Annotated in this window: 25 protein-coding genes and 1 pseudogene; 9 read left to right on the forward strand and 17 right to left on the reverse strand. The window is 55.7% G+C overall.

The window, feature by feature from the left end; translation table 11 throughout:
* Positions 1–133: 133 nt before the first annotated feature.
* A complete protein-coding gene (locus I6L37_RS09140) occupies positions 134–2,071 on the reverse strand; it encodes a methyl-accepting chemotaxis protein (RefSeq protein ID WP_216993836.1) in 1,938 nt (645 codons plus the stop codon).
* Between the two features lie 120 nt (positions 2,072–2,191).
* A complete protein-coding gene (locus tag I6L37_RS09145; protein ID WP_216993837.1) occupies positions 2,192–3,082 on the reverse strand; it encodes a DMT family transporter in 891 nt (296 codons plus the stop codon).
* Positions 3,083–3,370: 288 nt separating this feature from the next.
* On the opposite strand from I6L37_RS09145, the gene I6L37_RS09150 reads away from it, so the two are divergent.
* Positions 3,371–4,282, forward strand: coding sequence for a LysR substrate-binding domain-containing protein (locus I6L37_RS09150; RefSeq protein WP_216993838.1), 912 nt, complete (start codon positions 3,371–3,373; stop codon positions 4,280–4,282).
* Positions 4,283–4,336: 54 nt separating this feature from the next.
* Here I6L37_RS09150 and I6L37_RS09155 read toward each other — a convergent pair whose 3' ends face one another.
* The 6 genes from I6L37_RS09155 to I6L37_RS09180 form a co-directional block, all read right to left on the reverse strand.
* Positions 4,337–5,581, reverse strand: coding sequence for a cytosine permease (locus I6L37_RS09155; RefSeq protein WP_216993839.1), 1,245 nt, complete (start codon positions 5,579–5,581; stop codon positions 4,337–4,339).
* A 15-nt stretch (positions 5,582–5,596) separates the two neighbouring features.
* Positions 5,597–5,992 carry a gamma-glutamylcyclotransferase gene (locus I6L37_RS09160; RefSeq protein WP_216993840.1) on the reverse strand — a complete coding sequence of 132 codons (396 nt, stop codon included), beginning with the start codon at positions 5,990–5,992 and terminating at the stop codon, positions 5,597–5,599.
* Between the two features lie 63 nt (positions 5,993–6,055).
* Positions 6,056–7,012 (reverse strand): carbamate kinase, encoded by a 957-nt coding sequence (locus tag I6L37_RS09165; RefSeq protein ID WP_216993841.1) that lies wholly within the window; start codon positions 7,010–7,012, stop codon positions 6,056–6,058.
* Positions 7,013–7,014: 2 nt separating this feature from the next.
* Entirely contained in the window at positions 7,015–8,427 is a 1,413-nt protein-coding gene (locus tag I6L37_RS09170; RefSeq protein WP_216993842.1) for a DUF1116 domain-containing protein, read from the reverse strand.
* Between the two features lie 8 nt (positions 8,428–8,435).
* The gene (fdrA, locus tag I6L37_RS09175) at positions 8,436–9,983 is read right to left on the reverse strand and encodes an acyl-CoA synthetase FdrA (RefSeq protein WP_216993843.1); all 1,548 of its coding nucleotides are present in this window, start codon (positions 9,981–9,983) and stop codon (positions 8,436–8,438) included.
* 94 nt (positions 9,984–10,077) lie between these two features.
* Positions 10,078–10,743, reverse strand: a complete 666-nt coding sequence (locus I6L37_RS09180; RefSeq protein ID WP_042073230.1) for a cysteine hydrolase family protein — start codon at positions 10,741–10,743, stop codon at positions 10,078–10,080.
* A 254-nt stretch (positions 10,744–10,997) separates the two neighbouring features.
* Between I6L37_RS09180 and I6L37_RS09185 the strand changes: the two genes are divergently transcribed.
* A complete protein-coding gene (locus I6L37_RS09185; RefSeq protein WP_216993844.1) occupies positions 10,998–11,822 on the forward strand; it encodes a DUF2877 domain-containing protein in 825 nt (274 codons plus the stop codon).
* A gap of 375 nt (positions 11,823–12,197) precedes the next feature.
* Positions 12,198–13,532 (forward strand): site-specific integrase, encoded by a 1,335-nt coding sequence (locus I6L37_RS09190; protein WP_216993845.1) that lies wholly within the window; start codon positions 12,198–12,200, stop codon positions 13,530–13,532.
* An 81-nt stretch (positions 13,533–13,613) separates the two neighbouring features.
* On the opposite strand, the gene I6L37_RS09195 is transcribed toward I6L37_RS09190, so the two are convergent.
* A complete protein-coding gene (locus tag I6L37_RS09195; protein ID WP_216993846.1) occupies positions 13,614–14,576 on the reverse strand; it encodes a hypothetical protein in 963 nt (320 codons plus the stop codon).
* A 288-nt stretch (positions 14,577–14,864) separates the two neighbouring features.
* On the opposite strand from I6L37_RS09195, the gene I6L37_RS09200 reads away from it, so the two are divergent.
* The 3 genes from I6L37_RS09200 (at position 14,865) to I6L37_RS09210 (ending at position 16,816) form a co-directional block, all read left to right on the forward strand.
* A complete protein-coding gene (locus tag I6L37_RS09200; protein WP_216993847.1) occupies positions 14,865–15,053 on the forward strand; it encodes an AlpA family transcriptional regulator in 189 nt (62 codons plus the stop codon).
* Between the two features lie 421 nt (positions 15,054–15,474).
* Positions 15,475–16,164, forward strand: coding sequence for an inovirus Gp2 family protein (locus I6L37_RS09205; RefSeq protein WP_128297573.1), 690 nt, complete (start codon positions 15,475–15,477; stop codon positions 16,162–16,164).
* Position 16,165: 1 nt separating this feature from the next.
* Positions 16,166–16,816: a hypothetical protein gene (locus I6L37_RS09210; protein WP_128297572.1), complete on the forward strand. Its 651-nt coding sequence runs from the start codon at positions 16,166–16,168 to the stop codon at positions 16,814–16,816.
* Between the two features lie 70 nt (positions 16,817–16,886).
* Here I6L37_RS09210 and I6L37_RS09215 read toward each other — a convergent pair whose 3' ends face one another.
* The 3 genes from I6L37_RS09215 to I6L37_RS09225 all read right to left on the reverse strand — a co-directional run bounded on the left by I6L37_RS09215 (position 16,887) and on the right by I6L37_RS09225 (position 19,279).
* Positions 16,887–17,234: a hypothetical protein gene (locus I6L37_RS09215; RefSeq protein ID WP_254203558.1), complete on the reverse strand. Its 348-nt coding sequence runs from the start codon at positions 17,232–17,234 to the stop codon at positions 16,887–16,889.
* Between the two features lie 98 nt (positions 17,235–17,332).
* Positions 17,333–18,430 carry an ISAs1-like element ISAs1 family transposase gene (locus I6L37_RS09220; protein WP_010676219.1) on the reverse strand — a complete coding sequence of 366 codons (1,098 nt, stop codon included), beginning with the start codon at positions 18,428–18,430 and terminating at the stop codon, positions 17,333–17,335.
* Between the two features lie 426 nt (positions 18,431–18,856).
* Positions 18,857–19,279: a GNAT family N-acetyltransferase gene (locus tag I6L37_RS09225; RefSeq protein ID WP_216993848.1), complete on the reverse strand. Its 423-nt coding sequence runs from the start codon at positions 19,277–19,279 to the stop codon at positions 18,857–18,859.
* 186 nt (positions 19,280–19,465) lie between these two features.
* Between I6L37_RS09225 and I6L37_RS09230 the strand changes: the two genes are divergently transcribed.
* Positions 19,466–19,966 (forward strand): SRPBCC domain-containing protein, encoded by a 501-nt coding sequence (locus I6L37_RS09230; protein ID WP_216993849.1) that lies wholly within the window; start codon positions 19,466–19,468, stop codon positions 19,964–19,966.
* A gap of 47 nt (positions 19,967–20,013) precedes the next feature.
* Here I6L37_RS09230 and I6L37_RS09235 read toward each other — a convergent pair whose 3' ends face one another.
* The 3 genes and pseudogenes from I6L37_RS09235 to I6L37_RS09245 all read right to left on the reverse strand — a co-directional run bounded on the left by I6L37_RS09235 (position 20,014) and on the right by I6L37_RS09245 (position 21,654).
* A complete protein-coding gene (locus I6L37_RS09235; protein WP_234593127.1) occupies positions 20,014–20,499 on the reverse strand; it encodes a hypothetical protein in 486 nt (161 codons plus the stop codon).
* Positions 20,496–20,648 (reverse strand): annotated as a pseudogene (locus tag I6L37_RS09240) (DUF805 domain-containing protein); the annotation flags it as partial. The gene I6L37_RS09235 and the pseudogene I6L37_RS09240, both read right to left, overlap by 4 nt.
* A 58-nt stretch (positions 20,649–20,706) precedes the next feature.
* On the reverse strand, positions 20,707–21,654 hold the full coding sequence (locus I6L37_RS09245; protein WP_012564931.1) for an IS30-like element ISAeca1 family transposase: 948 nt from the start codon (positions 21,652–21,654) through the stop codon (positions 20,707–20,709).
* Between the two features lie 111 nt (positions 21,655–21,765).
* Here I6L37_RS09245 and I6L37_RS09250 point away from each other — a divergent pair, with 111 nt between their 5' ends.
* A complete protein-coding gene (locus I6L37_RS09250; protein ID WP_133295846.1) occupies positions 21,766–22,512 on the forward strand; it encodes a lipopolysaccharide kinase InaA family protein in 747 nt (248 codons plus the stop codon).
* 38 nt (positions 22,513–22,550) lie between these two features.
* Here I6L37_RS09250 and I6L37_RS09255 read toward each other — a convergent pair.
* Positions 22,551–23,638, reverse strand: a protein-coding gene (locus I6L37_RS09255; RefSeq protein WP_099368947.1) for an IS3-like element ISKpn10 family transposase whose coding sequence is annotated in 2 segments (ribosomal slippage) — positions 22,551–23,386 and positions 23,386–23,638 — 1,089 coding nt in all. Because the reading frame shifts where the segments join, the coding sequence is not laid out codon by codon here.
* Positions 23,639–23,716: 78 nt separating this feature from the next.
* Between I6L37_RS09255 and I6L37_RS09260 the strand changes: the two genes are divergently transcribed.
* Positions 23,717–23,893 carry a LuxR C-terminal-related transcriptional regulator gene (locus I6L37_RS09260; RefSeq protein ID WP_216993850.1) on the forward strand — a complete coding sequence of 59 codons (177 nt, stop codon included), beginning with the start codon at positions 23,717–23,719 and terminating at the stop codon, positions 23,891–23,893.
* 195 nt (positions 23,894–24,088) lie between these two features.
* Here the strand turns inward: I6L37_RS09260 and I6L37_RS09265 are convergent, their stop codons facing one another.
* Entirely contained in the window at positions 24,089–25,006 is a 918-nt protein-coding gene (locus I6L37_RS09265; protein WP_216993851.1) for an IS5 family transposase, read from the reverse strand.
* Positions 25,007–25,572: the final 566 nt, after the last annotated feature.

Here is a 25,572-nt window from a genome sequence, read left to right on the forward strand (position 1 = left end):
CCGTCAGGGTGGTGGAACCTGTGTATCCTGCAGGGTTATGCCGGTGCTGGTATAACCCGTATGCAACATATAATTTTGCGATACAAAAAAACTCACTCCGCCATGGCGGAGTGAGTAGGGAGAATGATGCGGATCAGCCTTGCTGGCCGAGGATGCGGGGGATCTGCCGGGCCTGGTGATGGATATGGGATGAAACCTGGACCGACAGCTGGCTGACCTGGTGCGCATGTTGATGGATGCGGGCGATCAGGTCGGCAAAGTTGGCAAGCTTGTGCTCCTGGCTTTTGGCGTTGTCCGCCCCCTGCAGGGCGATCACCGTCGTGTTGCGGGCGATTTCCCGCACCGCCAGGGTGGTCTGGCGCAACTGTTCGGCCTGGACCCGCTGGCTGCCGGATTCGCTGGTGATGCGGGTCAGCACGGTGGCAAGTTGCTCACCCGAGTGGGTCAGCCGTGTCAGTATGTCGGTGATCTGGTCAAGGGAACGTTGGGTATGGGCCGAGAGCGTGCGCACTTCATCCGCGACCACGGCAAATCCCCGCCCGGCTTCACCGGCCCGGGCTGCTTCAATGGCGGCATTGAGGGCCAGCAGATTGGTCTGCTGGGCGATGTGGCCAATGACATCGACAATGGCGGAAACCTCGGTGACCGATCCCCTGAGCGCGCGCAGGGCCTCGTCGCTCTCGTCGATGGCGAGCCCGGTCTGATGGGTGGCGTGCAGCATATTGCCGACCAGCCCTTCGCTCTCGCTCATCGCCTGTTCGTTGTGATGGGCATGCCGGGCTATCTCGGCTGCGACCTGATGCACTTCGCTGGCCAGCTGGTTGAGCTCTCCCATCATCTGACCGCTCTCGTCGACCACCTGCTCCGTGGTGCGGGTGCTCTGGTGAATTTCATCGACCTGATTGACCATGCCCTGCAAGCTGGTGGAGACCGCCGACAGCTGGCTGGCCTTGTGTTTTTGCTCCTGCTGCAGGCGTCCGAGCAGACGGTTGTAGCTGGCGACGATATCCGCCAGTTCGTTGCGCTCGCGCCCCGTCGGCAGGGGAGCGGCCTGGCCGGTCTGATCCAGTAGCAGGAAGGCGCTGCGCAACCGCAGCAGTGGCCTGAGCAGCCAGCGGCGCTGCACCAGGGCAAACAGCAGCGCGACCAGCACCAGACACAACGCCAGGGCACCCAGTATGGTGGCAAGGTGGCGGGTCACTGCCAGACGCGCCTGGGCGAGCTGTTCTCCCATCTGCCCGGTTGCCTGCAGCATCTGCAAGATGTCCTCCTGTATCGCCTGACGGCCCGCCTGTTGCTGCCCCAACGCCTTGCGGCTGTTGGCCAGTTCCTGTGGGTAACGTTTGATCAGCGACAGCAGTTCGCTGCGGGGCTGCTCACCCAGCTCCTGGCGTTGCAGCTCACCCAGGGTGAATTCATCGGCCGGTGCCTCTTCATAGTGGCCGAGCAGAGGCAGGGCTTGCAGCTGCACCGCCTGTTTTTGCTGGGCGTCCAGCTCGAAGCGGATCCCCTCGAGCAACTTGTCGTCGCCCTGCGCCATATAGCGCTCGCGTAGATGAGAGAGCGCCGGCAGGCTGGCCAGCACGGTGGCGGCTCCCTCTCGGTATTGCCGGGCGACTGCCCCTTGCTCGTCGGAGTTGCCCGAACCGGCGTAACGCAACAGGGCAATGGCCTGGCTAGCGAGCTCGTTTTCGGCATGTTGCAGCAGTGACTGGCTGTTGCCGGAGAGCTTGCCGGCGGCAAGATAGTCGTGCGCGATCCGCTGCTCCATCGCTGCCAGCTGCTGGCGCAGTGGCCCTGCCAGAGCATCGGGTTGTCCCGTCAGGCTTTCCAGCGCTTGCTGGCGCAGCGCCTGCGCTTCAGTGAGTCGTTGCGGATCGCCACTATCCAGATAGGCGCGCAGGGTATCTTGCAGAGAGACGGTGATCAGTTGCTGGCGAGCCTCATGCTGTTGTTGGGCGAGATTGCTCTGGCCCAGCTGCTGCCAGCCGTGGAGCAGGGCCAACGCCTGCCCTCCAGCAACCAGCAACAAGACGAGGGAGGAGAGGGTGGCGTAATGGGCGATTTTCACTGTGATCTTCCTGTATGCACAGACCATGGGGAGCATGGCGTGAGGCTAAACAGGATGCGTGGCATTTTTATGACGGGAGCCTTGCGCGCCTTGGTGGCAAGGGCGCCAGGCTCCCGACCGTCACTTCGGGTGTGCCGTTGCCAGTGCCGGGGTGGCTCGTTTGCCCTGCATGCCGAGCAGGGCCCCCCCCATGATGAGGGTGCCGGCCAGCAGGTGGCGGGGTGTGAGCTGCTCGCCGTTGAGCAGCACCAGTAGAAGAGTACTCAACAGTGGCGTGAGATAGGCAAGGGCACCGATCCGGCGTGGATCTCCGTCCCGCAGCGCCAGATACCAGGTGACGAAGGCGGCCCCCATGGGACCGATCGCCAATCCGATGATAAGCCACCAGTCACCGGCCGGGATCTGTGTAAGGGGCAGGGGCCCCTCCTGTAGCCAGGCCAGCAGCAATGCTAGCAAGCCCGCGGGCAGGCAGGCTGCCGCCGTCACGACCGCCGGCGCCGGGGGAAGCCGGCGTGAGAGTACGGAATAGCCGCCCCAGATGATGGCGGCGCCGAGTGCCAGCAGATAACCGGGCAGATAGGCTTGTTGCAGTTGCAGCTCGCCATTGACCATCACCAGCACGGAGCCGGCCAGGCCGAGCGCTCCGGCCAGCAGGTGGCGGGCCTGCAGCGGGTGACCCGGTAGCAGCAGGGGGGTGAACAATATGATGCACAGGGGCCACAGGTAGTTGATGAGGTTTGCCTCCAGCACGGGAGCGTGGCGAAAGCTCATGAACAACAACAGGTGGTAGAACAAGAGGGCAGTCACAGTGACCAGCCAGGTGAGAGGGCTGGCTCGCCACTGGCGCCAGAATGGCAAGGCCCCCAGGCCGCAAAACAGCAGCACCAGACCCACCAATACCAGTGGCGGCACGCTGGTGACTCTGGAGGTGAGGGCCGCCAGAGAGGCCCACAGCAGTATGGTCAGCAGGGCGAAACCGGTGGACCTGTCCCACCAGGAAGAAGCAGACATCCAACACTCCTTTGCAAGATGCACGACATGATAAAAAAGAGGGCCAGTCTAGCAGAGCGGTTCTGTTTTCGGTGACGGGGTTTTTATCCAAAAAGCGTAAAGGCCATAGAACTGGCCGTATTCCGGCCATCGGTGATCTGGCAGATGCCTGATCATGGCCAGAAATAACCCCAAATGCATGTGGAAAAGTGACCTGCTTTGGGTACCTTTTTCTGTCTTGATGGCGGTGGTCAAAAAACTGGATGACTGGTGATGTTATATTACGCTCCCGAAAAGGAGCTGTTTTGCATGGTTATTACCGCCGACGCGATCAAGGTTGTTATTGTCATTGCCCGCTGTGGCAGTTTTGCCGCCGCTTCCCAGGAGTTGCACAAGGTACCCAGCGCTCTCAGTTACACCCTGCATAAGCTGGAGGATGCCCTCGGCGTCAGTCTGTTCGAGCGCCAAGGCAAGCAACTGGTGCTGACGGAGGCAGGTTACCACTTTATCAAGCGCGGGGAGCTGATCCTGGGTGAGCTTGGCAGCCTCGAAGATTCCACCCGCCTGATTGCCATGGGGGTTGAACCCGCGATCCGCCTCTCTTTTAACAACATCCTCTCGCTGGCGCCTCTCACCCCCTTGCTACGTGAATGTGAGACTCTTTTTCCCCAGACTGAGATCCAGCTCGCCATCGACGTGCACGACGGGGTGTGGGATGCCCTGCTGGCCAAGCGGGCCGATATCGCTGTAGGGGCGCCCAATCAGGTGATTGCCAATAGCGAGATCGGCGCAGAGCCGATGGGGATGGTGGAGTGGGTGTTTGCCGTGAGCCCGCGCCATCCGGTGGCACAATTGCCCCAACCCCTGACCGAGCGAACCCTGCGCCGTTATCCGGCGATTTGCATTCGAGATACTTCTGTACAGCTCAAGCCCAAGGAAGCTTGGTTGTTGCGTGGCCAGAAAGCGCTACAAGTACCCGATTTCCACAGCAAACTCTCGCTTCAGGCCGAAGGGGTCGGCATCGGCTTTGTGCCACGTCATTTTGGTCAACCGCTTATCGACGATGGTCGCCTGCAGGTGATGACGGTGGAAGCCCCTAAACAATCCACGCCTCTGTTTTTGGCCTGGCAGCGCCAGCATACGCGTCCCTGCTTTAGCTGGTGGTTGCGGCAACTGCGTGATCCGGCCTTGCAGCAGGGGTTGCTGGGGCCACTCGGCTAGCGCTGGTTCTACTATGAAAAGGCCGCAGATGCGGCCTTTTTGGTATGTGAGGGCTCAGTGAGCCTGTTTATCGGCGAGCAGTGCCGGGCGGCGACTTAGCGCCAGATAACCGAGGCTTGCCACCAGAATGGAGTCCAGCGACGGGATCATGGTCAGAGTGATGACGCCGTTGGCGGTCAGGAAGCCGACCAGCGAGCCGAGGATCCAGACCACAAAGGTGCTCCATTTGATGGGGGGTTCCTGGGCCAGCAGTCGCTCGTCGTAGCCCTGGCTGCGATAGCGCAGGAAATCGGCGATGTAGATGCCGGCCACCGGCGGGGTGGCAATGCCCAAAAAGAGCAGGAAGGGGATAAACCAGCTCATGATGTCCATGCTGCCGACCAGGGTCGCCAGTATCCCCAGCGCTACGGTGATCTGCCACTTGGGGATGCGCTCAAGCAGGGTGGAGACCACCAATGTCCCCTGGAACATGTTGCCGGCGTTGCCGGTGACGCAGGCAAAGACCAGTAACAGTGCTGCCGGCAGTGCCGCACCGAGTGGCGCCATGGCACCCAGCAGGGAACCTTGACCCGTGATGTTGCTCGGGGTGGCACCAGCCCAGAACAGGAGCGGGTAGGCGATCATAAAGGTGAGTGCTGCGGCGATCAGGGCATGCTTGCGGTTATGCACGAAGCTGCCGAAATCGGGCAGGGTGGCCACCAGAACTATGATGGTGCCGACCACGCTTGAGACCGCAACACCGGTCTCCATACTGCTCAGGGCATCGCCAATGGGAGCGGGCGGGGTGTCGAGCACCACGCTCAGGATGTAGCAGAGCATCAGCGCAATCACGGGCACGGCCAGCTGGGCCACCTTGCCGAGCACGGCAAAGCCAAAGGCGGTCGATGCGGTGAAGATGACGCATCCCATAGCCACCAGCAGGGGCGCTGGTACCGACCAGCCCTGCTGGGCGAGCAGATCCTGCACCGTGTATCCGAACATGTTGGCGGTGACCGAAATCCAGCCAAACAGGCTGATGGCCATCAGGATGTTGATGGCAGTCGCCCCCTTGTTGCCAAAAGAGAACTTGACGATGCCATAGGTTGGCAGTCGGGCTTTTTCTCCCACGCTGATGGTGATGGCAGAGAGGATGGCCAGGATCAGCCCCCCCAGCGCCACGACGCTGACGAGCTGCCCCTCCTGCAACTGGTTACCCAGACTGGATGAGGAGAGAAGCACCGGGGTCATGGCGATGCCCAGCAGGATCATGGTGATGTGCAGGCCGGATGCCGTTCCCGGGCTCGTGTCGGTTTTGCGCATGATGAACTCCTTTGCTTAGTCGATGTGGTGGTGACCTGTGTCATTGCGCCAGCCGCCGGTTTCGGTGATCTCCCGCTGTCCCTCGACCAGCCAGGGCTCGGCCAGTACGCCCAGCACTTCCTGACCATCTTTCAGGGTGACCTTGCCAATGGAGAGGCCGGCGGGTTCTTTTTGCAGGATGTTGCCAAGTCCGGCGGGCGGCACAGCCCACAGCTCCAGGGCGATCTCGGCCCCTTCACCGGGGAAACGAACCATGCCGGGGTGGCGATCGCCGATGCTCCAGCAGCGGTAATCCGCAGTGGTGGCTGACTCGGCGACAAACTCGGCGCCGACGGCCAGCATGTTGGGATTCAGCTCCAGGCCGCGCATCAGGGTGCCGTTGACTGCGAGCAGAACCTTGTTATCAGACATGAGTACTCCTTAACGTGTGTGGTGATATGTGTCTCGTAGCGGGGCACCCGGCCCCGCCTGTCATCAGTGACCCAGAAAACGGGTGCCGGCCTGGCCAAGCACCGCCTTCCCCATGGAGGGCGGATTGGTGATAAGACCCACCCCGCCCGGACAACTTTTGAGGTAGCTCAGCATGGCCTCCACCTTGGGACCCATGCTGCCGGCACCGAAGTGACCGTCGGCCAGCAGCTGTGTTGCTTCTGCAAGGTTCAGGCTCTCGAGCCAGCGCTGCTCCGGCGTGCCGAAATGGATGGCGACCTGCTCGACACCGGTCGGGATCAGCAGCATGTCGGCCTGCAGCTCGATGGCGAGCAGGGCAGAGGCGCGATCCTTGTCGATGACCGCTTGTGCGGCTCGCAGAGAGCCGTCCTCTTCCCTCACCACCGGAATGCCGCCACCGCCGCAGGCAATGATCAGGGCATCCTGCTCGAGCAGGGCGCGGATGGTGGGGGTCTCGACGATGCCAAGCGGTGCCGGGGAGGCAACCACCCGCCGCCAGCCACGGCCGGCATCCTCGGCAATCTGCCACCCTTGCTCGGCTGCGAGCTGCTCGGCGATCGCCTGGTTCATGTGCGCGCCTATGGGTTTGTCGGGATGCGCAAAGGCCGGGTCGCGGCGATCGATCAGAGTCTGGGTGACCAGCGCGATGACCTTGGTCTGTACCAGTCCACGACGCCGCAACTCGTTACCCAGGGCGTTCTGAAACATAAAGCCGATGGCGCCCTGGGTATCGCCGACGGCGTACTCGAGCGGCACGGTCGGTACTTCAGCGCTGGCCAGTTCGCTTCGGCGCAGGATAAAGCCCACCTGCGGCCCGTTGCCGTGGGTCAGCACCACCCGCCAGCCAGCGGCAATCAGGTCAGCCACATGGCGAGCGGTCTCGGCAACTGCGTCGTACTGTTGGTCAAGAGCCACTTCATCACGGCTTTTGATCAGGGCATTGCCGCCCACGGCGACGACGGCGAGTTTTTTCTTCTGCATGTTTATGACTCCAATTCGTCGGCGATGGCCGAGAGGGCAGTAACGAAGCAGGCGAGCGGGGCTGTGGTGATCCCGGCGCCAATCTGGCCGACGCCGGCTTGCTTGTGGGCGATCCCTGTGTTGATGACCGGCAGTATGTTGCGATCCACGACCTTGCGGGCGTCGATGCAAGTGGCCGAGCCGGCAAAGTTGAGCGCAGGCAGGGTAAAGGCAGGATGTTGTGCTAGGGTGATCTGCTGCATCGCCATGCTGTGGCCGATGGCATCGGCCGGGGTACCGCCGACGAACTTGACGATGGCAGGGGAGGCGGCCATGGCGAATCCGCCGATCCCTGCGGTTTCGGTAATGGCTGAATCCCCGAGATCGGCAGCTGCGTCATCGACGCCGTACCCCGGGAAGAAGAGGCCGTTGACCGGATTGGCCGGAGCCTGGAACCAGCGATCGCCGGTGCCGGAGAGGCGGATGCCGAAGTTGACGCCATTACGGGCCATCACGGTCACCATGGTGCTGTGAGGCACGCCGTGCGCCGCATCAAGCATCACCTTGCAGGCAGCCATCGACAGGTTCAGGAAGAAGTGATCGTTGGCGGCGATGAACGCCAGCACCTCGGGCCCGCGGGCCAGACTGGCGAGAGTTGGTACGAGGCGCTTGAACAGCAGACCACTGGCCGCAGCGTTGCGGTTATGGCACTCGTCTCCCATGTGCAGGGCCTGGGCGATCAGCGGCTTGAGCTCAATTTCACCGCACTGTTCGAGCGCAGCAGCCAGAGTCGGGGCCAGCACGTCGCCCATCCAGCGCAAGCGAGTCAGCACTTCGTCGCTGTTGGCGCCAAAGCGCAACACCTTGCCGAGCCCTTCGTTGAAGTTGCAAAACGCGCGGTTGCCGTGGGCGCAGTTCTCCACCACCCAGACCGGCATGGAGGGGCTGATGATGCCGGACATGGGGCCGACCGCCTGATAGTGGTGGCAGGGCTCGAGCGCAACATCGCCCCGCGCGGCCATGGCCATGGCGCTGTCGACATCCGGGGCCCAGCCTTCGAACACGATGGCGCCGGCGATGGCGCCCTGCATCGGGCCGCACATTTCGCTCCAGTCGATGGGAGGGCCTGCGTGCAGAATGCGGCGCTTGCCGCGTAGCGCCGCGATTTCGCGGCTGGCAACGCTCACGCCGATCAGTGAGGGTTGGGCTTCGAGGTAGCGTTGCATCGCCTGCTCGTTGGCAGCCTGAATACGCGGATCTTCCAGCAGGGTAGCCAGCGTCCAGTTGGCGGCATCATCCCCCTCGGCGACCGGCTGCCAGGCCAGATGCAATACCTGGCCACCGGCGTCGATCAGATTGTCGGAAAAGCTCTGCAGGCCCAGACCGAGCACCCGGAGCGGTTGTTGAAACAGGGGATTGGCGGATTGAATGCTCATCTTGATTCTCACTTCAGTTGCAGGGCCAGTCGGGCGGCGAGCTGGGCGGCTTGCATGTTGCTTTGGGCGATCATCACGCCAGCCTCACGTAGACGATCGATCTGCTGCTGGCGCGGCTGGGGATCGAGTTCTGTACCGCAGACGTGGGCGATGGCGATAAGCTGGCGTCCGGTCTGTTCTGCCTCGTGGCGGGCACGCGCCAGCGTGGCGAGCAGCTCACCGGTGGGATCGAGGCTGGCGCCATAGCCCAGCACCACATCAAACAGCAAGATGGCGGTGGCGGGATCGGCGGCTTCCTGCAACAGGCGGGCGTTGCGCAGGGTCGGGTCGATCATGGGGTGGGGGCGACCCTGGGTAAATTCGTCATCCCCCATGTCCACCAAGCTGTGGCCGTAACCACGGGCGGGGTCTTGCAGCTTACTCGCACCCTTGACCGGCGCGTTGGATTCGCAGGCGAGACCGGCTGCGATGAGGGCTAGCTGGGCTTCGTAACAGAAGGTGCCGCCGGCAAAGATGCCGCGAATATCCCGCTGCCCTGGTGCCATGGCGCCGAGTGCGCTTTGCACCTGATCCAGTGCCGCGTCATCAAAGCGGGTGGAGGAGGGCAGCGGTTCATCGCGCAGGATGGCGACGGCCACATCGGCTGCATGTTGCAGGCTGGCGGTAGGGATGACACCTTGCGCTGCCAGCGCGGCGCAGTCGGCGCCAAGGAAATGCACTACGACCGGTTTGCCGCACTCGCGGGCCAGGGCTAGTACCTGCTGGCTCACCGCTTCTGCGGGTGGCTTGGAGATGAGGGTGATCAGGCGGGTGTCGGGGTCTGCTGCCAGCATCCGGATCGCCTGCTGCATGCTCAAGCCACCGATCTCCTCGTGCAGATCACGCCCGCCGGTGCCAAGCGCCTGGGAGACGCCTTCACCCAGATGATGAATGCGGCAGCTCACCTCTTGCAGACCGGTACCGGAAGCCGCCACCAGACCGATGGTGCCGCGGCGTACCACGTTGGCAAACCCCAGCGGCATGCCATTCACGATGGCGGTGCCACAATCGGGCCCCATCACCAGCAGGTCTTGCCGGGCAGCAAACTCCTTGATGGCCAGCTCTTGTGTTTCGGGCACATTGTCGGAAAACAGCATGACGTTCATGCCAAGGTGCAACGCTTTGAGCGCCTCGGCGGCAGCGTAGCGACCGGGAACAGAGATGAGGGCGAGGTTGGCGTCGCTGTCGCGCTCCTTGCCCATGGCCAGGGAGGTAGCGGGACGCAGGCCCACGGCACCGGGGGCGTCGTCGACCGGTGCCGGACGCAGCAGTTCGTCGGCCAGTGCCAGTGCCTGCAGGCCAATGGCTTCATCGGCCAGCAAGGCGATCAGCAGATCGCTGGGTTTGGCCACCACGGAGAGCGCCATCCCCGCATCGCGCATCCGATCGAGGTTGGCCTCGGTTGCCATGGCGACCGAGGCCTGACGCACGCCCTCCAACCCGCTCAGGCGGGAGGAGATCTGCATCAGCGAGACGGAGTCCTTGTAGAGATTTGAATAGATTTTGTAATGCAACATGCCGGTGTTTCCGTAATTAACGGGTGTAGAAGGCCCGGACCCGGTCACGGGCCCTCTGTCAGTCAGTAGAGAACGGGGCTGTGAGCCCCCGGGGTCAGTCCTTGAGGGCGGTGACCACGTGTGCGGAATCGCTGACCCAGCCGACGATGGCGCCCTGGGCCTGGATCATCTCGAGGGTGACCCGGTGAAATTCGGGGAAGTAGGAGGCGCAGCAATCGGCCGGGATCAGCAGCTCATAACCGCGGTCGTTGGCTTCACGGGCGGTGGTCTGCACACAGACCTCGGTGGTGACGCCGCAGATGATGAGCGAGCGGATGCCGCGCGCTTGCAAAATCAGGTGCAGGTCGGTGGAGTAGAATGCCCCCTTGCCCGGCTTGTCGATCACCGGTTCGCCCGCGATGGGATAGAGCTCCGGGATGATGTCGTGTCCCGCTTCCCCTTGCACCAGAATGCGGCCCATGGCGCCTTGCTCACCGATGAAACGCTTGCCGCCGCGAACCAGCTTGGCGGGCAGACAGTCGGTCAGATCCGGGCGGTGGCCTTCGCGGGTGTGGATGACCAGCATGCCGTTGGCACGGGCTGCGTCGAGGACCTTGCGGCAGGGGTCGATGGCCCGTCGCACAAGGGAGACATCGTTCCCCAGGGCATGGCCAAATCCATTGGGCTCGACGAAATCACGCTGCATGTCGATCACGATGAGGGCGGTGGTGGCCGGGTCGAAAGTGAAATCGAAAGGCTGTGCACTGATACGCTTGTTCATGGTGTTCTCCTACGGGATGGATGATTCATGTGGCCAGTCTATGGAGGGCTAAGCGGGGCTGCGCAGAAAGAAATTGGCTCCAACCAACAAAAGATTTGAGGGATGGCATTTCACCACGGTGGCACAATGGCGCAAACCGCGATCACCACTGGTGTTGCGCCAGGGCAGGCCTCCATTCCTCCGGATGTGACTATCGATAAAGAGGATCCCGGAACTGTGATCTGCTTCGCCAATCTGTATTCAAGGAGCATCTTTTGTCGTTCTTTTCCCTTTCCGCTGTGCGGGGTTGTGAACGTGTTCGGGCCATTCCTGTTTCGAGTATTCTGACCGTGCACTCCCGCTTCGAGCGCAGTTGTAATCTGGTCTCATGCCAGAGGGAATGGTTCACGCTGCTGGTATGCGACATGCCGTTGCCTCCTGCAGGGGTGGTGCTGGCAACGAGGCAGCTGCCTGATGCATTGCAACCGGGTAGCCGTTGGCGCTGGTGCGGTAGTACGCTCCAGGGGGGTGACGGCGAGATCGCATTAGCCGGTTGCCGATGGCTCTCGACTTGCCTGACTGGTGAGCGAATCCTGGGCACAGCTCTGTTGTCTGCACTGGATCACTTCTTGGTGCAGAATCCTCCTGCTGGCGGCTTCTGGGCGCAGTGGCATGGCAAGGATCGTGACTATCTGACCGCATCGCTGGCGATGCTGGGGAACGGGTTGGGGGGAAGGGAAGACGAGCTGACCCCGGCACTCATTTCCTTGCTCGGTTATGGCCATGGTTTGACCCCATCCGGCGATGATTTTCTGTTGGGAGTGTTATTTGCGCTGGAGAATCAGGCCCATCCACGTCGTGACGAGCTGATCGTTGCCCTGAGCCCACTGCTTGGTCGCACGACGGACATTAGCGCAGCCATGCTGAAATTGGGAGCTGCAGGCCATTATGGCGAGCGTTTGCTGCAACTGGCGGCAGCGCGAGGAGATGACATCTTCACGGCCATCGAACAGGTTGCCGATTATGGTCACTCATCGGGTCATGACATGCTGTGCGGTGTTCGATATGCGCTGAGCCTTGCCCGTGAAAGGACAAGATAGCCACAGCTTGTCGCAGATGGGTCGGATACGGAATATTGCTGCATTACCTGGTGTGGCTTGAGGGCCATCACGTCACGGCTGAATATTCACAGATTGTTCTGAGCCAAAATGACCAAGGGGTTGGCATAGTAACTATGCTAACCCCTTGTTTTATATGGCGCTCCCGACTGGAGTCGAACCAGTGGCCTGTCCCTTAGGAGCCAAGGTCGGCAGTGTTTCAGAAGGTTTTATAAGGTTGATGAAATGATTGTAATGCACTGTTTTTAATGTTTATTTTTCTTGTTGTGGGTTTCAGCTAGTTTCATGAAGTCTCACCCTATATCATGTTTTCTGTGGTACCCCAAGTGGTACCCCAAACAGGGGGGAGAGAATGCTATGGCAAGAAAACCGGTAACGCAGGATCGAGAGATCCCCTCATTGATTTTGCAAGGGGAGGCCTCGATTACCCGCTATGCGGTGAAATCTCCTCATGGCGGTGGATTAGCCATTGAAGTTAGGGCCGGGAAGAGCAAGCGATTTGTCTATCGTTATCGGATTGCTGGTACTCAGGCGACAGTTGTTCTGGGTAATTACCCGGCGCTGTCGTTGGCGCGAGCCAGGCTTGAGCATGCAGAACTGGCTGCATTGGTAAAGAAAGGGATTGATCCACGCAAGCATGTTGCTAGTGAAAAGGCCAAAAATGAAACCGCCCTGACGATGGATGACTTGCTTGGACGATGGCTCGATGCACAGCGTATTGCTCAGGTCGTCAAACCCAAAACCCTCCAATGTCATCAGGATCGTTGGAATCGTCATCTCAAGAAGACCCTCGGCAATATTCGTTTAATCGATTTGACACGTGCACATTTGGCACAAGCGTTAGAGATAACCCGACGAGCAACAAAAGACGAAACCCGTAAGGGGTTGGGAACGCTGAACCAGATGTTGGATTATGCGGTGGTTCACTGCCTGATCGAAGCCAACCCTGCGAGACTGTTGCGACCCAAGGATTTTGGTGCCAGTGCCGGTTCGCCAAGAGAGAGATGGCTGACAGTCCCCGAATTGCGCAGGTTATGGAAGGCGATTGACGAGGATCTTGGAAGTGGTGGTAGCTTAGCGGCTGGAGGGCGTGGCGTTTCTCGACATGCAACGATTTCTTTACCTGCCGCGAATGCGATTAAGTTATTGATACTAACTGGATGTCGTAGAGGTGAAGTCGCTAATATGCGTTTTTCACAGATCAAGGATGATATATGGACCATACCTGAAACCAAAAATGGTAGAGCTCATACTGTCTTTATTTCTCCTCAAGCGAGATCAGTAATTGAGGAACAGGGGCAGTATGCCAATGGTGATTTCGTATTCGAATCTGATCGTCCAAAAAATGATGAAATAGAGCCAATTTTAGTCGACTCAATTACACGAGCGCTAAGACGATTCATTGCAAGATGTTTAGCTGATATGGAACCATTTACTGTCCATGATTTACGGCGTAGTGCGGCTACTAACTGGGCGGAAAGACTAGATATTGAGGAAAGAGTGATTGAGCTTTGCTTGAATCACACTCCTATTAATAAACTGATTAGAACTTACCATCGTTCACGCCATACTGAGAAAACCCGTCTTGTATGGATTCAGTGGGGGAGGCTAGTGGCAGATGAGGTTATGCAAGACCCAGCGTCAGATATGGTATCTCACAATGTGATAAAAATGAAATTTGGTCGAAAGTAACCATATATACTCTCGGGTTTATATGCAGCTAGGGTTGAATATAACCTGGCTGCATTAAGCGATGCTACTAAGTAATATATATCATCTTGGTAGTTTTTTATACTCAGCTCTGATAAGTGCCTCAACAATCGCATTCTTATTTTCATTTCTAGCCAAGCTAAGCTTGTCTAGAATATCGCCGATGTCATGGCTCATATTGATGCTGTATTGTTTTTTTGTTTTATTTCTCTCCCTGTATGTCCTCTGATTCCATGCCTTTCTAATATTAATGACTATCCATTTGTATTTGTCCTCATTGAACGTGTGAAGTACGTCTAAGAATGATATTAGATCATTCATAGGACAGCCAGATTCAGGCTCTATTAACGGAGTGTAGCCTAATTCACTTGAAGCTAGATAATCGCTTAGCCAATCTGCTTTTAGCGTTTTATCATTGGCAAACCAATTGGTTATGTCTTTATTTTTAAATGTCTTATTGGCGGCACCTCTGAAGTCTTCAATAAACTCCACCTTTTCATGTTTAGTATTGTTAAGTCTATTGATGAAGCAAATTATGTCGTGCTTTGTCACAGTGTTGTTGTCAACATTATGCATGCCAACATAATGCGTTGTGCTTGTTTTCTTATTTTTGTCTTGAATGCTTGTGTTAATATGATGTTTATATGATTTTTTCATGAGCCAGTAATTATTGATCTCTTCCCAACTTAAGTGGCTCAGCCATCTCCATATATAACATAATTGCCTAGGGGTGCCCTCTAGCCAACGGAAGTCATCTTGCTTGAGACAGTCTTTTTCAAATTCGGTAGCAATTGTATTTATCCATCGCTCAATATTTAATTCGTTTTTATTTCTGATGTCGGACTCTTGCATGTACTTTTTGGCAAGTTCGGTAATAGCAAGATTTCGTAGTTGTTTGTTTAATTCAGACCTATCTGGTGTTTTGGTTATAGAGCCATTATTAACTTGACGGCTTTTATACCAAAGATAATCAATGAATAGGTCGTCTTTTGGTATCGGGTTAGATGGTATGCCATTGACAGCCATATTATTACCTCAAAATATAAAAACATAAAGTACTACAATGTAGTTTTCAATGTGTGTTTTATTGTTGGTTTTTGTGACGGTTTTCACGAGTTTTTTAGGTAGTGGCAATCTCTTTTGATCCTCGCCATTATCGCGAGCATAGCCATCTATAGGCTTGTTATGAGTAGATTGCGTCAGATGTGGTGAGCAACCAAGACAGTGAACAGGCCATATGAGATGTAACCCTGCTCCATACGTAAATTATTACGGCGCAGCTCCAGCTATGAACCAATAGCGAGAGACCAAGCCATGAAACTCATTAAACTGAAAGACGTTACCGAAATGACCACGTTATCCAAAGCAACAATTTATCGCTTGATAAAACAAGGCGCATTCCCTCCTCAAATTTCTTTGGGGCCAAGAGCTGTGGCGTGGCGGTTAAGTGATATAGTCGCCTGGATTGAACAAAGGTCCTCGAATAGCTTCGTGTCGATGTAATAACTCAAGAGTATGTTGTCTTCTATGAATGAAGGTATTTACGTAGCACTTACGTTAAAAGGGCTGAGGATACCGAGAGTTTTGAACCTCTACCTATTCGGTATATGTAATATACCCATCAACAGAACACTCTTAGTTACGTACCTACCAACACGTTCTGCTATACCAGCAGCCCTACACGGGAATATCAGCCACACTAAGTGGCTATTGACCTGTACAGCCTAAGCAGCATTGCTCAGGCTTGACTCAATGGGTATGTCCGCTAGGGCTACATACCCTCTGCACTGACGTCCTACTGTAATAAATTACATCATCCACTTAATGGATGAGTGGACTTGTACGGCCACTCTTGACCCATCCACAAAATCTACATGCATTAAATCGGCATGGGACTAACCATACCTGCCGAAAAGGAGGAGAGATGAATTCAGCGTTGGGCTACCAGCTTAGCCCAGAGGAGCTCCATAACCTGCTTGCTGCAGCTGAGCAGCGTTATGGGAGTATTTCACCTTATTACTTAAACAAGTTGTCACAGGTCATTGCAAACTGCTTGGATATATATCCCCGTGTGTTTGCCGTGCGTGTGGACTTGCGTTTACCACAAGCTAATTGGCCGGAGGAGCCTGATATACCACTGTGCTTTCCTCGGCAGGACTCAGCGGTAATTACACGTTTCTTTGGTGCACTTAAAAGCCAATTAATGACGGACCACTACCGTAAGAACAGGCGAGGACAACCTGCCTTTCCTGCATATATCTGGGTGCGCGAGCAGGACTCGAGTGCGAGCCAGCATTACCACGTTGTGCTGCTCTTTAATAAAGACATCTATGCGTACTTGGGGGCCTACCATAGCGCTGCTGCCGACAACATGTCCCTTAGAATACAGCGTGCTTGGTGTAGTGCTCTTGGGCTTGCCCATCCAGACTATGCATCTTTAGTGCATTTCCCGAAGAATCCTGCGTACGTATTTGACCGTCGTGCTGCGACGGTACATTCCCCTGTATATCGCGAGTTTTTATTGCGAGCTGCGTATTTAGCGAAGACCAGAACAAAGGTTCCCGGTCAGCGTAATTTTGGTAGTAGTCAACCTTTTGGAAAATCAGGAGAGTAAGATGACGGAAATTAACAAGAGTGAAGTAGTAGGAGAAAAGGTACAGCCAGAGTTTGAGCAGTATATGCATATGCCTACTGTATGCGGTGGTTTAGCGCATTATGATCTAAAGCCGGTCCTGACGAAGGATATTCTGCGGCTATTGTGGTGGGAGGCAACTGACCCAGTATCGACGCGTTATGCGTTTAGTTTGGAAATCTATTTCGGTGCCCGGCATTTTAATGATGTTTGCACTGCGATAGAGTGGATGTCCACTTGGTTGGTGTGTGACTCCAAAACTCGAGCTTTATTTAAAGACTTGGAGTGTGTTGTCTGTCGTGTGAGTGACTCACACGACATGACGTTGGTGCGGATGGTCTTCTTATTCAGTGACTGTAAACAAGCAACAAGGCCTGAGTGGTTTGCCTATCGAGTTGCAGAATACTGGCGTGAGTGCATCTTGCGGCGCTTTCGTTTCTGCAAAGAAGTAGAGCGGCTTCCTATGGAGCCTGGCTTGGGGCGTGTGGCGTACCACTGCATCGACCAAGAGGACACGGCCCTAACCGTGTTTGAATGGCTAATGAGTGGACACCGGCTATACGGTGATAACGCTGCACAGGCGGAGTATTTCTGTGGTTGTCACATCAAAAAGCAGGAGACGGGTAATTTTTAGGTCCTTGTCGCAGGAGAGAGCCAAGGCTCTCTCCTTTATTCACGTTCTTATCTGGGACATCATAAAGCCCTTAACTCTCGCGCAAATCCGGGCTTCGGAGCTTGAAGATGCAGCCCTTGGCTACCAACTCGTCCCCGTTTGCCAGCACCAGCGGGTAGAGCAGCGGATGCTGTTCGTGATCGCCGTTATAGCTCACTTGCATGCGCTCCAGCGCGTAATGTATCAAAGGGATGCGTTGGCTTATCAGCAGCTTGCCATCTGGCATGGCATAGTCACTGGCAATGATGGCCTGTTGTCCTGTGCTGAGGGTTGGATTGGGGATGACCACCGCAGTGACCTGGGTGTTCCACTCAAGATCCTGATCCCGACCGTGAGGGGAGGTATCAAGCAGCTCAGGTTCCCCACGAAACCGGCTCATCACAAAATCTAGATATACCCTTTTCTTCTCGCAGTAAGCGCGCACGTGCCAGCGGATCCCGTCATAGACCCAGGGCGGGAGCACACTTTGTTGATATTTTAACCAAAGAATAACTGAGCCCGATAGTCGTCATTCCAGCCGGCTCTTTTTAGCTTGTTTCTCTGACTTCGAGCACCACAATTGCTCTGTTTTACGATATTCAATACGAACCGCCGGAATAGCGCCATATTCTCGACCGCATCCTCCATCGCTATCCTGGAAGCATCCTCGTTGAACACCACATCAAGAATGTAATGCTGGCTGTTCTCTATCCGCCAGTGCTGCCGTATATAGTGCCCTAGCAGCTTGTGCTTGGGGGATAACGAGCTGACATAGTAAGAGGTATCTACCGTTCCTTTTCCGTTGGCGCTGCGGTGACGCTCAACGGCAATGATGCTGCGGATTGTCGGCCATTTCTCCGTCAACTCTGGCGGTAATTTGGCTTTTAATTGAAACACATAACGCTCTTCCTGGCGGCCATGTCCACTCTCTTTGTGCTCGACGACAATCTTCTCTTTCTGGGCGTCAAACAGTGACTGGAATTGCGATTGAACCGCTTGATACAGCTTCGGTTGATTATTCTTGACCTGTACCACTACATGAGCCTTCTTCTCGCTGATTTTCTCCAGTGTCTCACGCTGACAATGCAACGCATCGAGTGTGACAACGGCTCCTTTTAGCTCAAGAATGTCCAGCATATCTTTGACGGTTTCGATTTCCCCCTTCTTGTTAGGGGTTGCTTTCTGGCTTAACACCAGCCCATTTTCGGTATCGTAAGCCGTGACCAACTGAAGCGCATCCTTGGCATTTCCCCGAAAGGAGCCGCGTAACACCTTGCCATCAAAGGCAATGATGGGTTTGCCCTGATGAGTGCGCTGTTCATTGACCCAGCACAGCAACGCTTCAAGCAAGGTATCGATGACAATGCAGCGCAGAATGCGGGCAACCGTGTGACGCCGCGGGATGCCGTTGGCAAAGGGGCGATGCTGACGCAGCCAATCGATCTTTGAATCGCCATAGGTTTCGATGTCATTCCAGCCCTCGGCACCACTCATGATGGCACTGATGACAAGGAACATGACATCAACCAGGTTATGTTTACGATTGATCTCAGAGCGAGTTTCTTCGACAAGGGTAAGGTGTTCAATCAACGTCATAGCGCGTGCCTCCTGCATGGAGACGCGATTAGATCACAGACGATCTGCCTGTTCAAATTTCATTAACAAAGTGCGATCCCGCCCTGCCTGTTTGATAACAACATACTGTTTTTATAGTTCCTGTCACTTTCTTAACAAAAACGATTGGCTGAATATGCCAGCAACTTTATTCACTCGTTGCTCATTGTCGTAACCGCCGTGATCGCTCACCACACAATTCTCCCCGGCGTGCCTGACAAATAGACGGACACACCCTGGCATATTTCTCATCACACTTATGTCAGCTATTTTCACAATTGGCCATTGTGGTTAAAACCTGTACCACTCAGACGAGGCTCAAGGTAGACGAATGGCGCTATATATTACTGCCCCATAGCGCCCCATGCCTGCCATCCCTATATTCTCGCCCTCGCGCTTCACATCATGTTATTTGAGGATCAAGCGACGCCAGGGGCCTGTGATCTCGCAGTGACCCGTTTCCTCCGTATTCTGCCAGCCGAGGCGATGATAAAAGGCCAGAGCAGAGGTATTGTGGGTCGCCACCTTGAGCGAGGCCGGCTTCCGACAAGCCGCCAACCCCTGGGTCAGCAGTGCCCGCCCCAGCCTCTGACCATGCCAGTCGGCCGACACGTAGAGATGATGCACGAAGCTCTCATCCCCCCAGATGGAAACAAACCCGCAAGGGGTGCCACCCTGTTCAGCCACCCAGAGCTGCTCGCCCCGGGTATGCTCGTCGAAATCCTCAAGCCGAAAGTGGGAAGGGTCGACCCAGTGAAAGGTCTGACGCCGCCCCTTCAGGTACAGCTGCGCCAATTGGGGAATATCCGTCTCTCGCATGACTCTGATCATCAGGCCTTCCTTCGTCACTGTTATCACTTGGCAACACTGTCGGATGGATCGCCACACAGTGTCAAATATCATGGTTAGGATAACGGCCAGCCGATGGCACGGGTGTGACACACCTCTGTCCATTTTATCGCCCATGGGCTATACTGCCTGAGTCCCATGTATGGATGGTTTGAGGCTCGCTGATTTATGGATAACAAGCAGATAGAAGGTAACATCTTTGTTCCGGCCCATATCGACGATGTCTGGCGTGCCTGGACAACCGAGAGCGGCCTGCGCAGCTTCCTGGCACCGGAATGCCTGATGGTGCCCGAACCGAATGGTCCCTTCGAGATCTATTTCAGGCCCGATGCCCCGCTGGGTGAACGTGGTAGCGAAGGCTGTCGGGTGATGGCCGTCATGCCCCACGACCTGCTCAGCTTCAGCTGGAACTTTCCGCCCTCCCTGCCCCATATTCGTCTGCAAAAAACTCAGGTCAGCCTGCGTTTTGTGCCTGAAGGTCAGGGTACTCGCCTCTACTTCCTGCAAAGCGGCAGGGCAAACGATCCCGACTGGGATCAGGGCTACGCCTATTTTCGGGAAGAGTGGCTGGAAACCAGCCTGCCCCGCCTGCAGTATCGCTTCACCCACGGCCCCATCGACTGGAATAACCCGCCGGACAAGCAGCAACTGAAATCACTGGCCCAATAAGCCGACATATCAAAACACCGCCAGCTGGCGGTGTTTTTTATATTCAATTAGCGGCAGTTCAACGCGGGTTTGTCATCCAGCAGCCAGGAAATCCAGCGCCGTTTTGAATTTAGAACAAACCCTTCATCTGCCTCAATGCCTTTTACTATGTAGCCATCTGCTGACAACTGTTCTGCCATCCCGGTAAAATGCCATTCGTTGCTATTAATACGCTCGCCCTTGATCAAGGCGTCACTTAGCTGTTGATTCATCACAATGATCGAAAGTCCCGTCACTGAGTCTATCCCCAGCCCGGTATTTGCTACCCGCCCAACCACAACCGGTACCTTGACTGTACAGTGGCGACCTTCACTATCAGCTGTGGTATAGCTCCCTTCACCAACTCGCCCCTGCATCCATAAAAGACTTCCCTGAGTCAAACGCTCTACCGACAATATACCCAGCGCCCCCTTGGGGAAATCATGAATATCAACAGTCTCGGCGAGCAGGACCGGACATGCCAGCATGAACAGCCATAGATAATGTTTCATCATGTCCTCCCCGCTGATTGAGCGTATGAATCGCCTTGTTGCGAGAGAAAATAGAGCAACACAAAGGGGCCGATGACAGGGACAAAAAAGACACATCCCCACCATCCCGAACGATCAATATCGTGCAGACGGCGGACGACAAGTGCATTCAGAAAACAAAGCGAAACGTAGTCGCGAATTCAACTTCGAAGTGCAATTCCCGATTAAAAATCAGGCTGCTTTCAGAAGTTCGTCAAAAACCACCTGTGGCTGTTTAAATCCCAAGCATTTGCGCGGCCTGAAGTTCAGCCGCTTTTCGACGGCTGACAGTGCCTCTGCTGTCACCACACTCAAATCACTGCCTTTGGGCACATATTGCCGCAGCAGACCATTGCTATTCTCATTCTGTCCCCGTTCCCATGCACTGTATGGATGCGCAAAGTACACCTGCGCTTCCAGCTCTGCTGCAACACGTTCATGTTCGACAAACTCGCTACCATTGTCAGCTGTGATGGTATGGACATGTGCCTGGTAGGGTTTCAGCATGCTGATAATGGTGTCCGCCACCGCGCTGGCTGTTTTGCTGGGAACGTATTGAACCAGGTAGAGCCGGCTCTTACGCTCCAACAGACTCACTATTGCACCGCTGCCTTGCTTACCCAACACGGTATCGACTTCCCAATCTCCCACACGGCTCCGCTCATTGACTATCGCAGGGCGTTCATCAATCGATACCGGATTGGGAATGACACTGCGTTTGCTGTTCTTACCCTTGCGATAGCGTTTGTGACCCTGACGCAGATGCCGGTATAGCGTGCCACCGTTGGCCTTGTCGCGTGCCACATAGCGGTATATCCACTCGTGGCTAACCGGGCAGTTAATCATGTCTCCAACGCCACTGATTTGCTCGGGACTCCAGTCCGCGACCAGCGCCATGCAAACAAAGTCGATGGTATCAGACGGGACAGTACGCTTCTGACTCGTCAGCCGTCGTGCCGTGGCAAGTTGGTGAGCCTGCTGCGGCTGATAGGCCTGCCCAGCACAATTACGACGAAGCTCACGACTGATAGTCGATGGATGAACCCCGAGCTGTTTGGCAATGCGGGCCTGTGACAGGCCATGGTCACGGAGGCAGGCAATCTGGTATCGTAGCCCCTCGGTCAACTGCTGGTATTTCATGGTGTATCGCTTTGTTTCTTTGGCGAGAAGAAGCGTACCCTAACTGGTAGTTGACTGCCTCTCTCCTATGCACCATGGGCATTGCACTTATTATCTGAATTCACGAGACTGGTGCAGATCACTCATCATCTCCTACTTAATCCTATGATGCTGACTACACTCAACTTGCACGGCAAGAAATACTACTACCTACTATTACACGACCAACTCGGGCTGGCTCACTGGTCATTGCAGCAAACCGAACTGACCCGTCAGCTGGAGCACATCGCCAGCAGCCAGTTCTGGTTGCATCCTGCCAGCAATACGTTGTGCAAGATAGTACCCGACAAGTACCCCCGCTGGACTCTTGGCTGGTTGTGTCGAGACTTGCTCAACAAGCGGCTGATCGGCCATATTGACGCTTTTCGGGAGTTACAAAGTAATCGGCGTCTGCACAAGGCTGGCCTACGGGTTGTTCCCTGCAAGGCTGCGGGCATTGCGCTTAATCCGCTTAATCCCCGCGCTTCTTTTCTCGCAGTGCGCTACCTGACAGATCATCACTCTGGTGAAGACTACTTTCAGCGGAGCGACGAGGCCGGTCGGCTGTCCCTGCTGCACAGGCTCGCCCAGGATATCGACCACCTGGCAAGGCATGGCTACTACCACCGAGATCTTCATTTGGGTAACATGATGATCTCTCCTTGCGGCCACATCGTCTGGATAGACACCCATGTGCGCCGCCTGCCTAGCAATCTGGAACGGCGACGCCAAGTCATACTCTCATCCCTCGAGCCTGGTAAACTGTTCGGGCAGTTCTATAGGGATTATCTGCTGGTCCAGTTACGCAGCCTGGCGAACGCCCCCCAGTCACTTCCATAGGTAATCCCCCCATTTTTAGGGGCATTCAAAAGTAGAGGTCATGCGGCCTGTGCCAGACGCTGTTTCGGCGTGTAGCCACCCAGCGCCATATTGGGCCGCTCATGGTTATAAACCCACAGCCAGTTCGTGGCAAACTCCTGTAGTTCATTCAGTGACTCAAACAGGTAATGGCCCAGCCAGTCGTAGCGCACCGTGCGGTTAAACCGTTCGATGTAGGCATTCTGCTGCGGATTTCCTGGCTGGATATAGCCCAGGGTTATCCCCTCCTGTTTCGCCCATCGCTTGAGCTCTTCGCTGATGTATTCCGGGCCATTGTCACATCGGATAATGGCGGGCTTACCTCGCCACGTGATCACCTGCTCCAGCGCCCGTTTGACTCGTGAGGCGGGTAAGGAGAAATCCACCTCGATGCACAGCGCTTCACGATTGAAGTCATCGATCACATTAAACAGCCGCACCGAGCGGCCATCGCTGAGCTGGTCATGCATAAAGTCCATCGACCAGCACTGATTAGGCTGGTCGGGAACCGCCAACGGCTCTGGCTTAGCCCGAACCAACCGTTTCCTGGGTTTTATCCGCAGATTGAGCTCCAGCGCCCGATAGATCCGGTATACCCGTTTGTGATTCCAGCCAAAGCCTTGGACGTTGCGCAGGTACAAAAAGCATAACCCGAAGCCCCAGTTGCGCTGGCTGGCCGTGATACGTAGCAGCCAATCGGCAATTTCCTGGTTTTCATCGACCAGCACGGGCTGATAGCGATAGCAGCTTTCACTGACCTTGAAGATCCGGCAAGCCAGACGGATGGATATGGCGTAGTGAGTCACGGCTTTGGTCGCCATCTCCCGGCGGGCAGATGGCGTTACCACTTTTTTGCCATGGCCTCGGTGATGATCTCTGCCTTGAGGCGCTCCTCGGCGTACATCTTCTTGAGGCGGCGGTTTTCGTCCTCCAGCTCCTTGAGTCGAGCCATGAGGGAGGCATCCATCCCCCCGAATTTGGAACGCCACTTGTAGAAGGTGGTCGTGCTGATGCCATGCTCGCGGCAGAGCTCCGGGACGGGAGCTCCAGCCTCAGCTTGTTTGAGGATGGCGATGATCTGGGTATCGCTAAAGCGTGATGTTTTCATGTAGAACCTCCTGCGTTCAAGGTACGGGAAAATTCTACTTATGAGCACCCTGGTTTTTCGGGGGGATTACCGAAGCAGGTGAGTGACATTGGCAAAATATTGGGCATTACGCCACGCACCGTGACGTTTCATCTAGAGCGGGTGATCAAAAAGCTGGGTGCCAGTAATAAAAACCAGGCTATTTCGTTGGCGCTTGTTCAGGGGGTGGTGCAGCTGAATATCCAGACTGCACGTGTCGCGAATGTCGCTGAATAAGGAAGAGGGATACATCAGAACAATAACGGCAGATAGCCGCAAATAGGATGGCTGGCACACTTACCGGTTAATGGGCCTGAACTTTCGCCAGCCAGGCATATCCCGTGGGCTGGCGCTTTTTCTATTTTGCTATCGCCCTGGCGTTGTTGCCCAAATCAGGCAGCAAGTCATGACTTCCCCAGCCCCAGGTGACCGCTACACTCGGGGCTTTCTGACAGGCAGACCCAGGGTATTGAGTTTGTTTATGGCGCTGACATACGCCATTACCTCTCCCACTTGGCCGTTGTAGTTACGCAGACTGACTTTCCCCGCCAACAACTGTTTGAACCGATACATCGCTGTCTCTGCAAGTGAGCGACGGTGATACCCCGATATCTTCATCCAGTGCGCCAGTCCTTCCTTGCGCATCACCAGCACCGCGTCATTTCTTGCGTGTCCTTTTTTCCATAACCCCGCGCTTTTGCGAGGCGGGATACAGGCTGTTGCCCCTTTGCGCAAGATAAGCTGATGGCTGGCTTTGCTGTCGTAGGCGCCATCCGCATAAACACGCCCCAGTTTGCGCCGCAGTGGATTGAGCAGAGTCGGCAACACCTCGACATCATGGACATTCTCCAGCGAGATTTCCGCCGCCACGATATCGTGAGTGGCCGGGTCTACTGCCAGATGCAACTTGCGCCAGACTCGCCGTTTCTCGGCGCCGTGTTTTCTGACCTTCCACTCGCCTTCACCAAATACCTTCAGCCCGGTTGAGTCGATAACCAAATCGGTAATACGTCCTTTTGGGGGCTGTCGATAAGCCACCGTCACCGTGCGGGCCCGCTTGCTTACACAACTGTAATCGGGGGCACAAAGCGGTACGTTCATCAACTCGAACAGGGAGTCGAGTAGTCCCTGAGTGGCCCGCAGAGTGAGGTTGAAAATCCCCTTGAGCATCAGGAAGGTGCAGATGGTCTGATCGGTGTAGAGCTGGCTGCGGCCCCGTCGCCCGTGATGGTCGTGGTGGAACCAGTTGTTCATGACTTCGTCATCAACCCAGAAGGCGAGAGAGCCACGGTTAATCAAAGACTTGTTGTACTTAGGCCAGTTGGTGATGGGGTGAAGCGACGTGCTCATGATGCAGACTTGAAGAGGATGGTGGTGATCAGATCACCAAGTCCTCAGTTAGTTCCATTCAAGCTGCATCGATTTGGGCAACAACGCCATTCATTACCTGAGTACCCCGTACTAAACATCAATGGTTCAGCGCGATCCGATTTCTGCACTGGTTATCAAGTCATTTCTTCGAAGCTGTCTTACGGGTGTGTACGTCAGCCATGCCACCTCGTCACTCTTTGAGCTTGCGGGAACTGGAGGTCTGCCAGTGGGCGGCAGAGGGGAAGCAAGTCAGTGATATCGGCAAAATCCTAGGCCCTCAAACAGGGAGTGGTAAGCTGTATATTAGTGGGAAATGTCAACGGCAGCAGTCAATAATGCCAAACTACGCAATATTTTGCTCTAATTTCAGTGAATATCACTATCTACGCAAGATTTTGTAGTGCATGAGTGCCATCTGCGCAAAGTCTTGCTCAAGCGGGGGCTGCCGAGACCAAGAGGTAGAGTTAAGTGATTGATGAGTAACAAAATAAAAAGTTGGCACGGTCACTGCTAAGGGTTTGGTCGAGTGCTAGCTCATTTAACCA

This window comes from Aeromonas sp. FDAARGOS 1407 (assembly GCF_019048725.1).
Lineage (GTDB): Bacteria > Pseudomonadota > Gammaproteobacteria > Enterobacterales > Aeromonadaceae > Aeromonas > Aeromonas enteropelogenes.

Bases quoted from the DNA above. Each gene is read 5' to 3' on its own strand.
- I6L37_RS09150 (WP_216993838.1), top strand. From the start codon at position 3,371: ATGGTTATTACCGCCGACGCGATCAAGGTTGTTATTGTCATTGCCCGC.
- I6L37_RS09205 (WP_128297573.1), top strand. From the start codon at position 15,475: ATGAATTCAGCGTTGGGCTACCAGCTTAGCCCAGAGGAGCTCCATAAC.
- I6L37_RS09145 (WP_216993837.1), bottom strand. From the start codon at position 3,082: ATGTCTGCTTCTTCCTGGTGGGACAGGTCCACCGGTTTCGCCCTGCTG.
- I6L37_RS09215 (WP_254203558.1), bottom strand. From the start codon at position 17,234: ATGAGCCGGTTTCGTGGGGAACCTGAGCTGCTTGATACCTCCCCTCAC.
- I6L37_RS09230 (WP_216993849.1), top strand. From the start codon at position 19,466: ATGGATAACAAGCAGATAGAAGGTAACATCTTTGTTCCGGCCCATATC.
- I6L37_RS09220 (WP_010676219.1), bottom strand. From the start codon at position 18,430: ATGACGTTGATTGAACACCTTACCCTTGTCGAAGAAACTCGCTCTGAG.
- I6L37_RS09265 (WP_216993851.1), bottom strand. From the start codon at position 25,006: ATGAGCACGTCGCTTCACCCCATCACCAACTGGCCTAAGTACAACAAG.
- I6L37_RS09190 (WP_216993845.1), top strand. From the start codon at position 12,198: ATGGCAAGAAAACCGGTAACGCAGGATCGAGAGATCCCCTCATTGATT.
- I6L37_RS09235 (WP_234593127.1), bottom strand. From the start codon at position 20,499: ATGATGAAACATTATCTATGGCTGTTCATGCTGGCATGTCCGGTCCTG.
- I6L37_RS09180 (WP_042073230.1), bottom strand. From the start codon at position 10,743: ATGAACAAGCGTATCAGTGCACAGCCTTTCGATTTCACTTTCGACCCG.
- I6L37_RS09195 (WP_216993846.1), bottom strand. From the start codon at position 14,576: ATGGCTGTCAATGGCATACCATCTAACCCGATACCAAAAGACGACCTA.
- I6L37_RS09170 (WP_216993842.1), bottom strand. From the start codon at position 8,427: ATGAGCATTCAATCCGCCAATCCCCTGTTTCAACAACCGCTCCGGGTG.
- I6L37_RS09245 (WP_012564931.1), bottom strand. From the start codon at position 21,654: ATGAAATACCAGCAGTTGACCGAGGGGCTACGATACCAGATTGCCTGC.
- I6L37_RS09200 (WP_216993847.1), top strand. From the start codon at position 14,865: ATGAAACTCATTAAACTGAAAGACGTTACCGAAATGACCACGTTATCC.
- I6L37_RS09160 (WP_216993840.1), bottom strand. From the start codon at position 5,992: ATGTCTGATAACAAGGTTCTGCTCGCAGTCAACGGCACCCTGATGCGC.
- I6L37_RS09225 (WP_216993848.1), bottom strand. From the start codon at position 19,279: ATGATCAGAGTCATGCGAGAGACGGATATTCCCCAATTGGCGCAGCTG.
- I6L37_RS09155 (WP_216993839.1), bottom strand. From the start codon at position 5,581: ATGCGCAAAACCGACACGAGCCCGGGAACGGCATCCGGCCTGCACATC.
- fdrA (WP_216993843.1), bottom strand. From the start codon at position 9,983: ATGTTGCATTACAAAATCTATTCAAATCTCTACAAGGACTCCGTCTCG.
- I6L37_RS09210 (WP_128297572.1), top strand. From the start codon at position 16,166: ATGACGGAAATTAACAAGAGTGAAGTAGTAGGAGAAAAGGTACAGCCA.
- I6L37_RS09165 (WP_216993841.1), bottom strand. From the start codon at position 7,012: ATGCAGAAGAAAAAACTCGCCGTCGTCGCCGTGGGCGGCAATGCCCTG.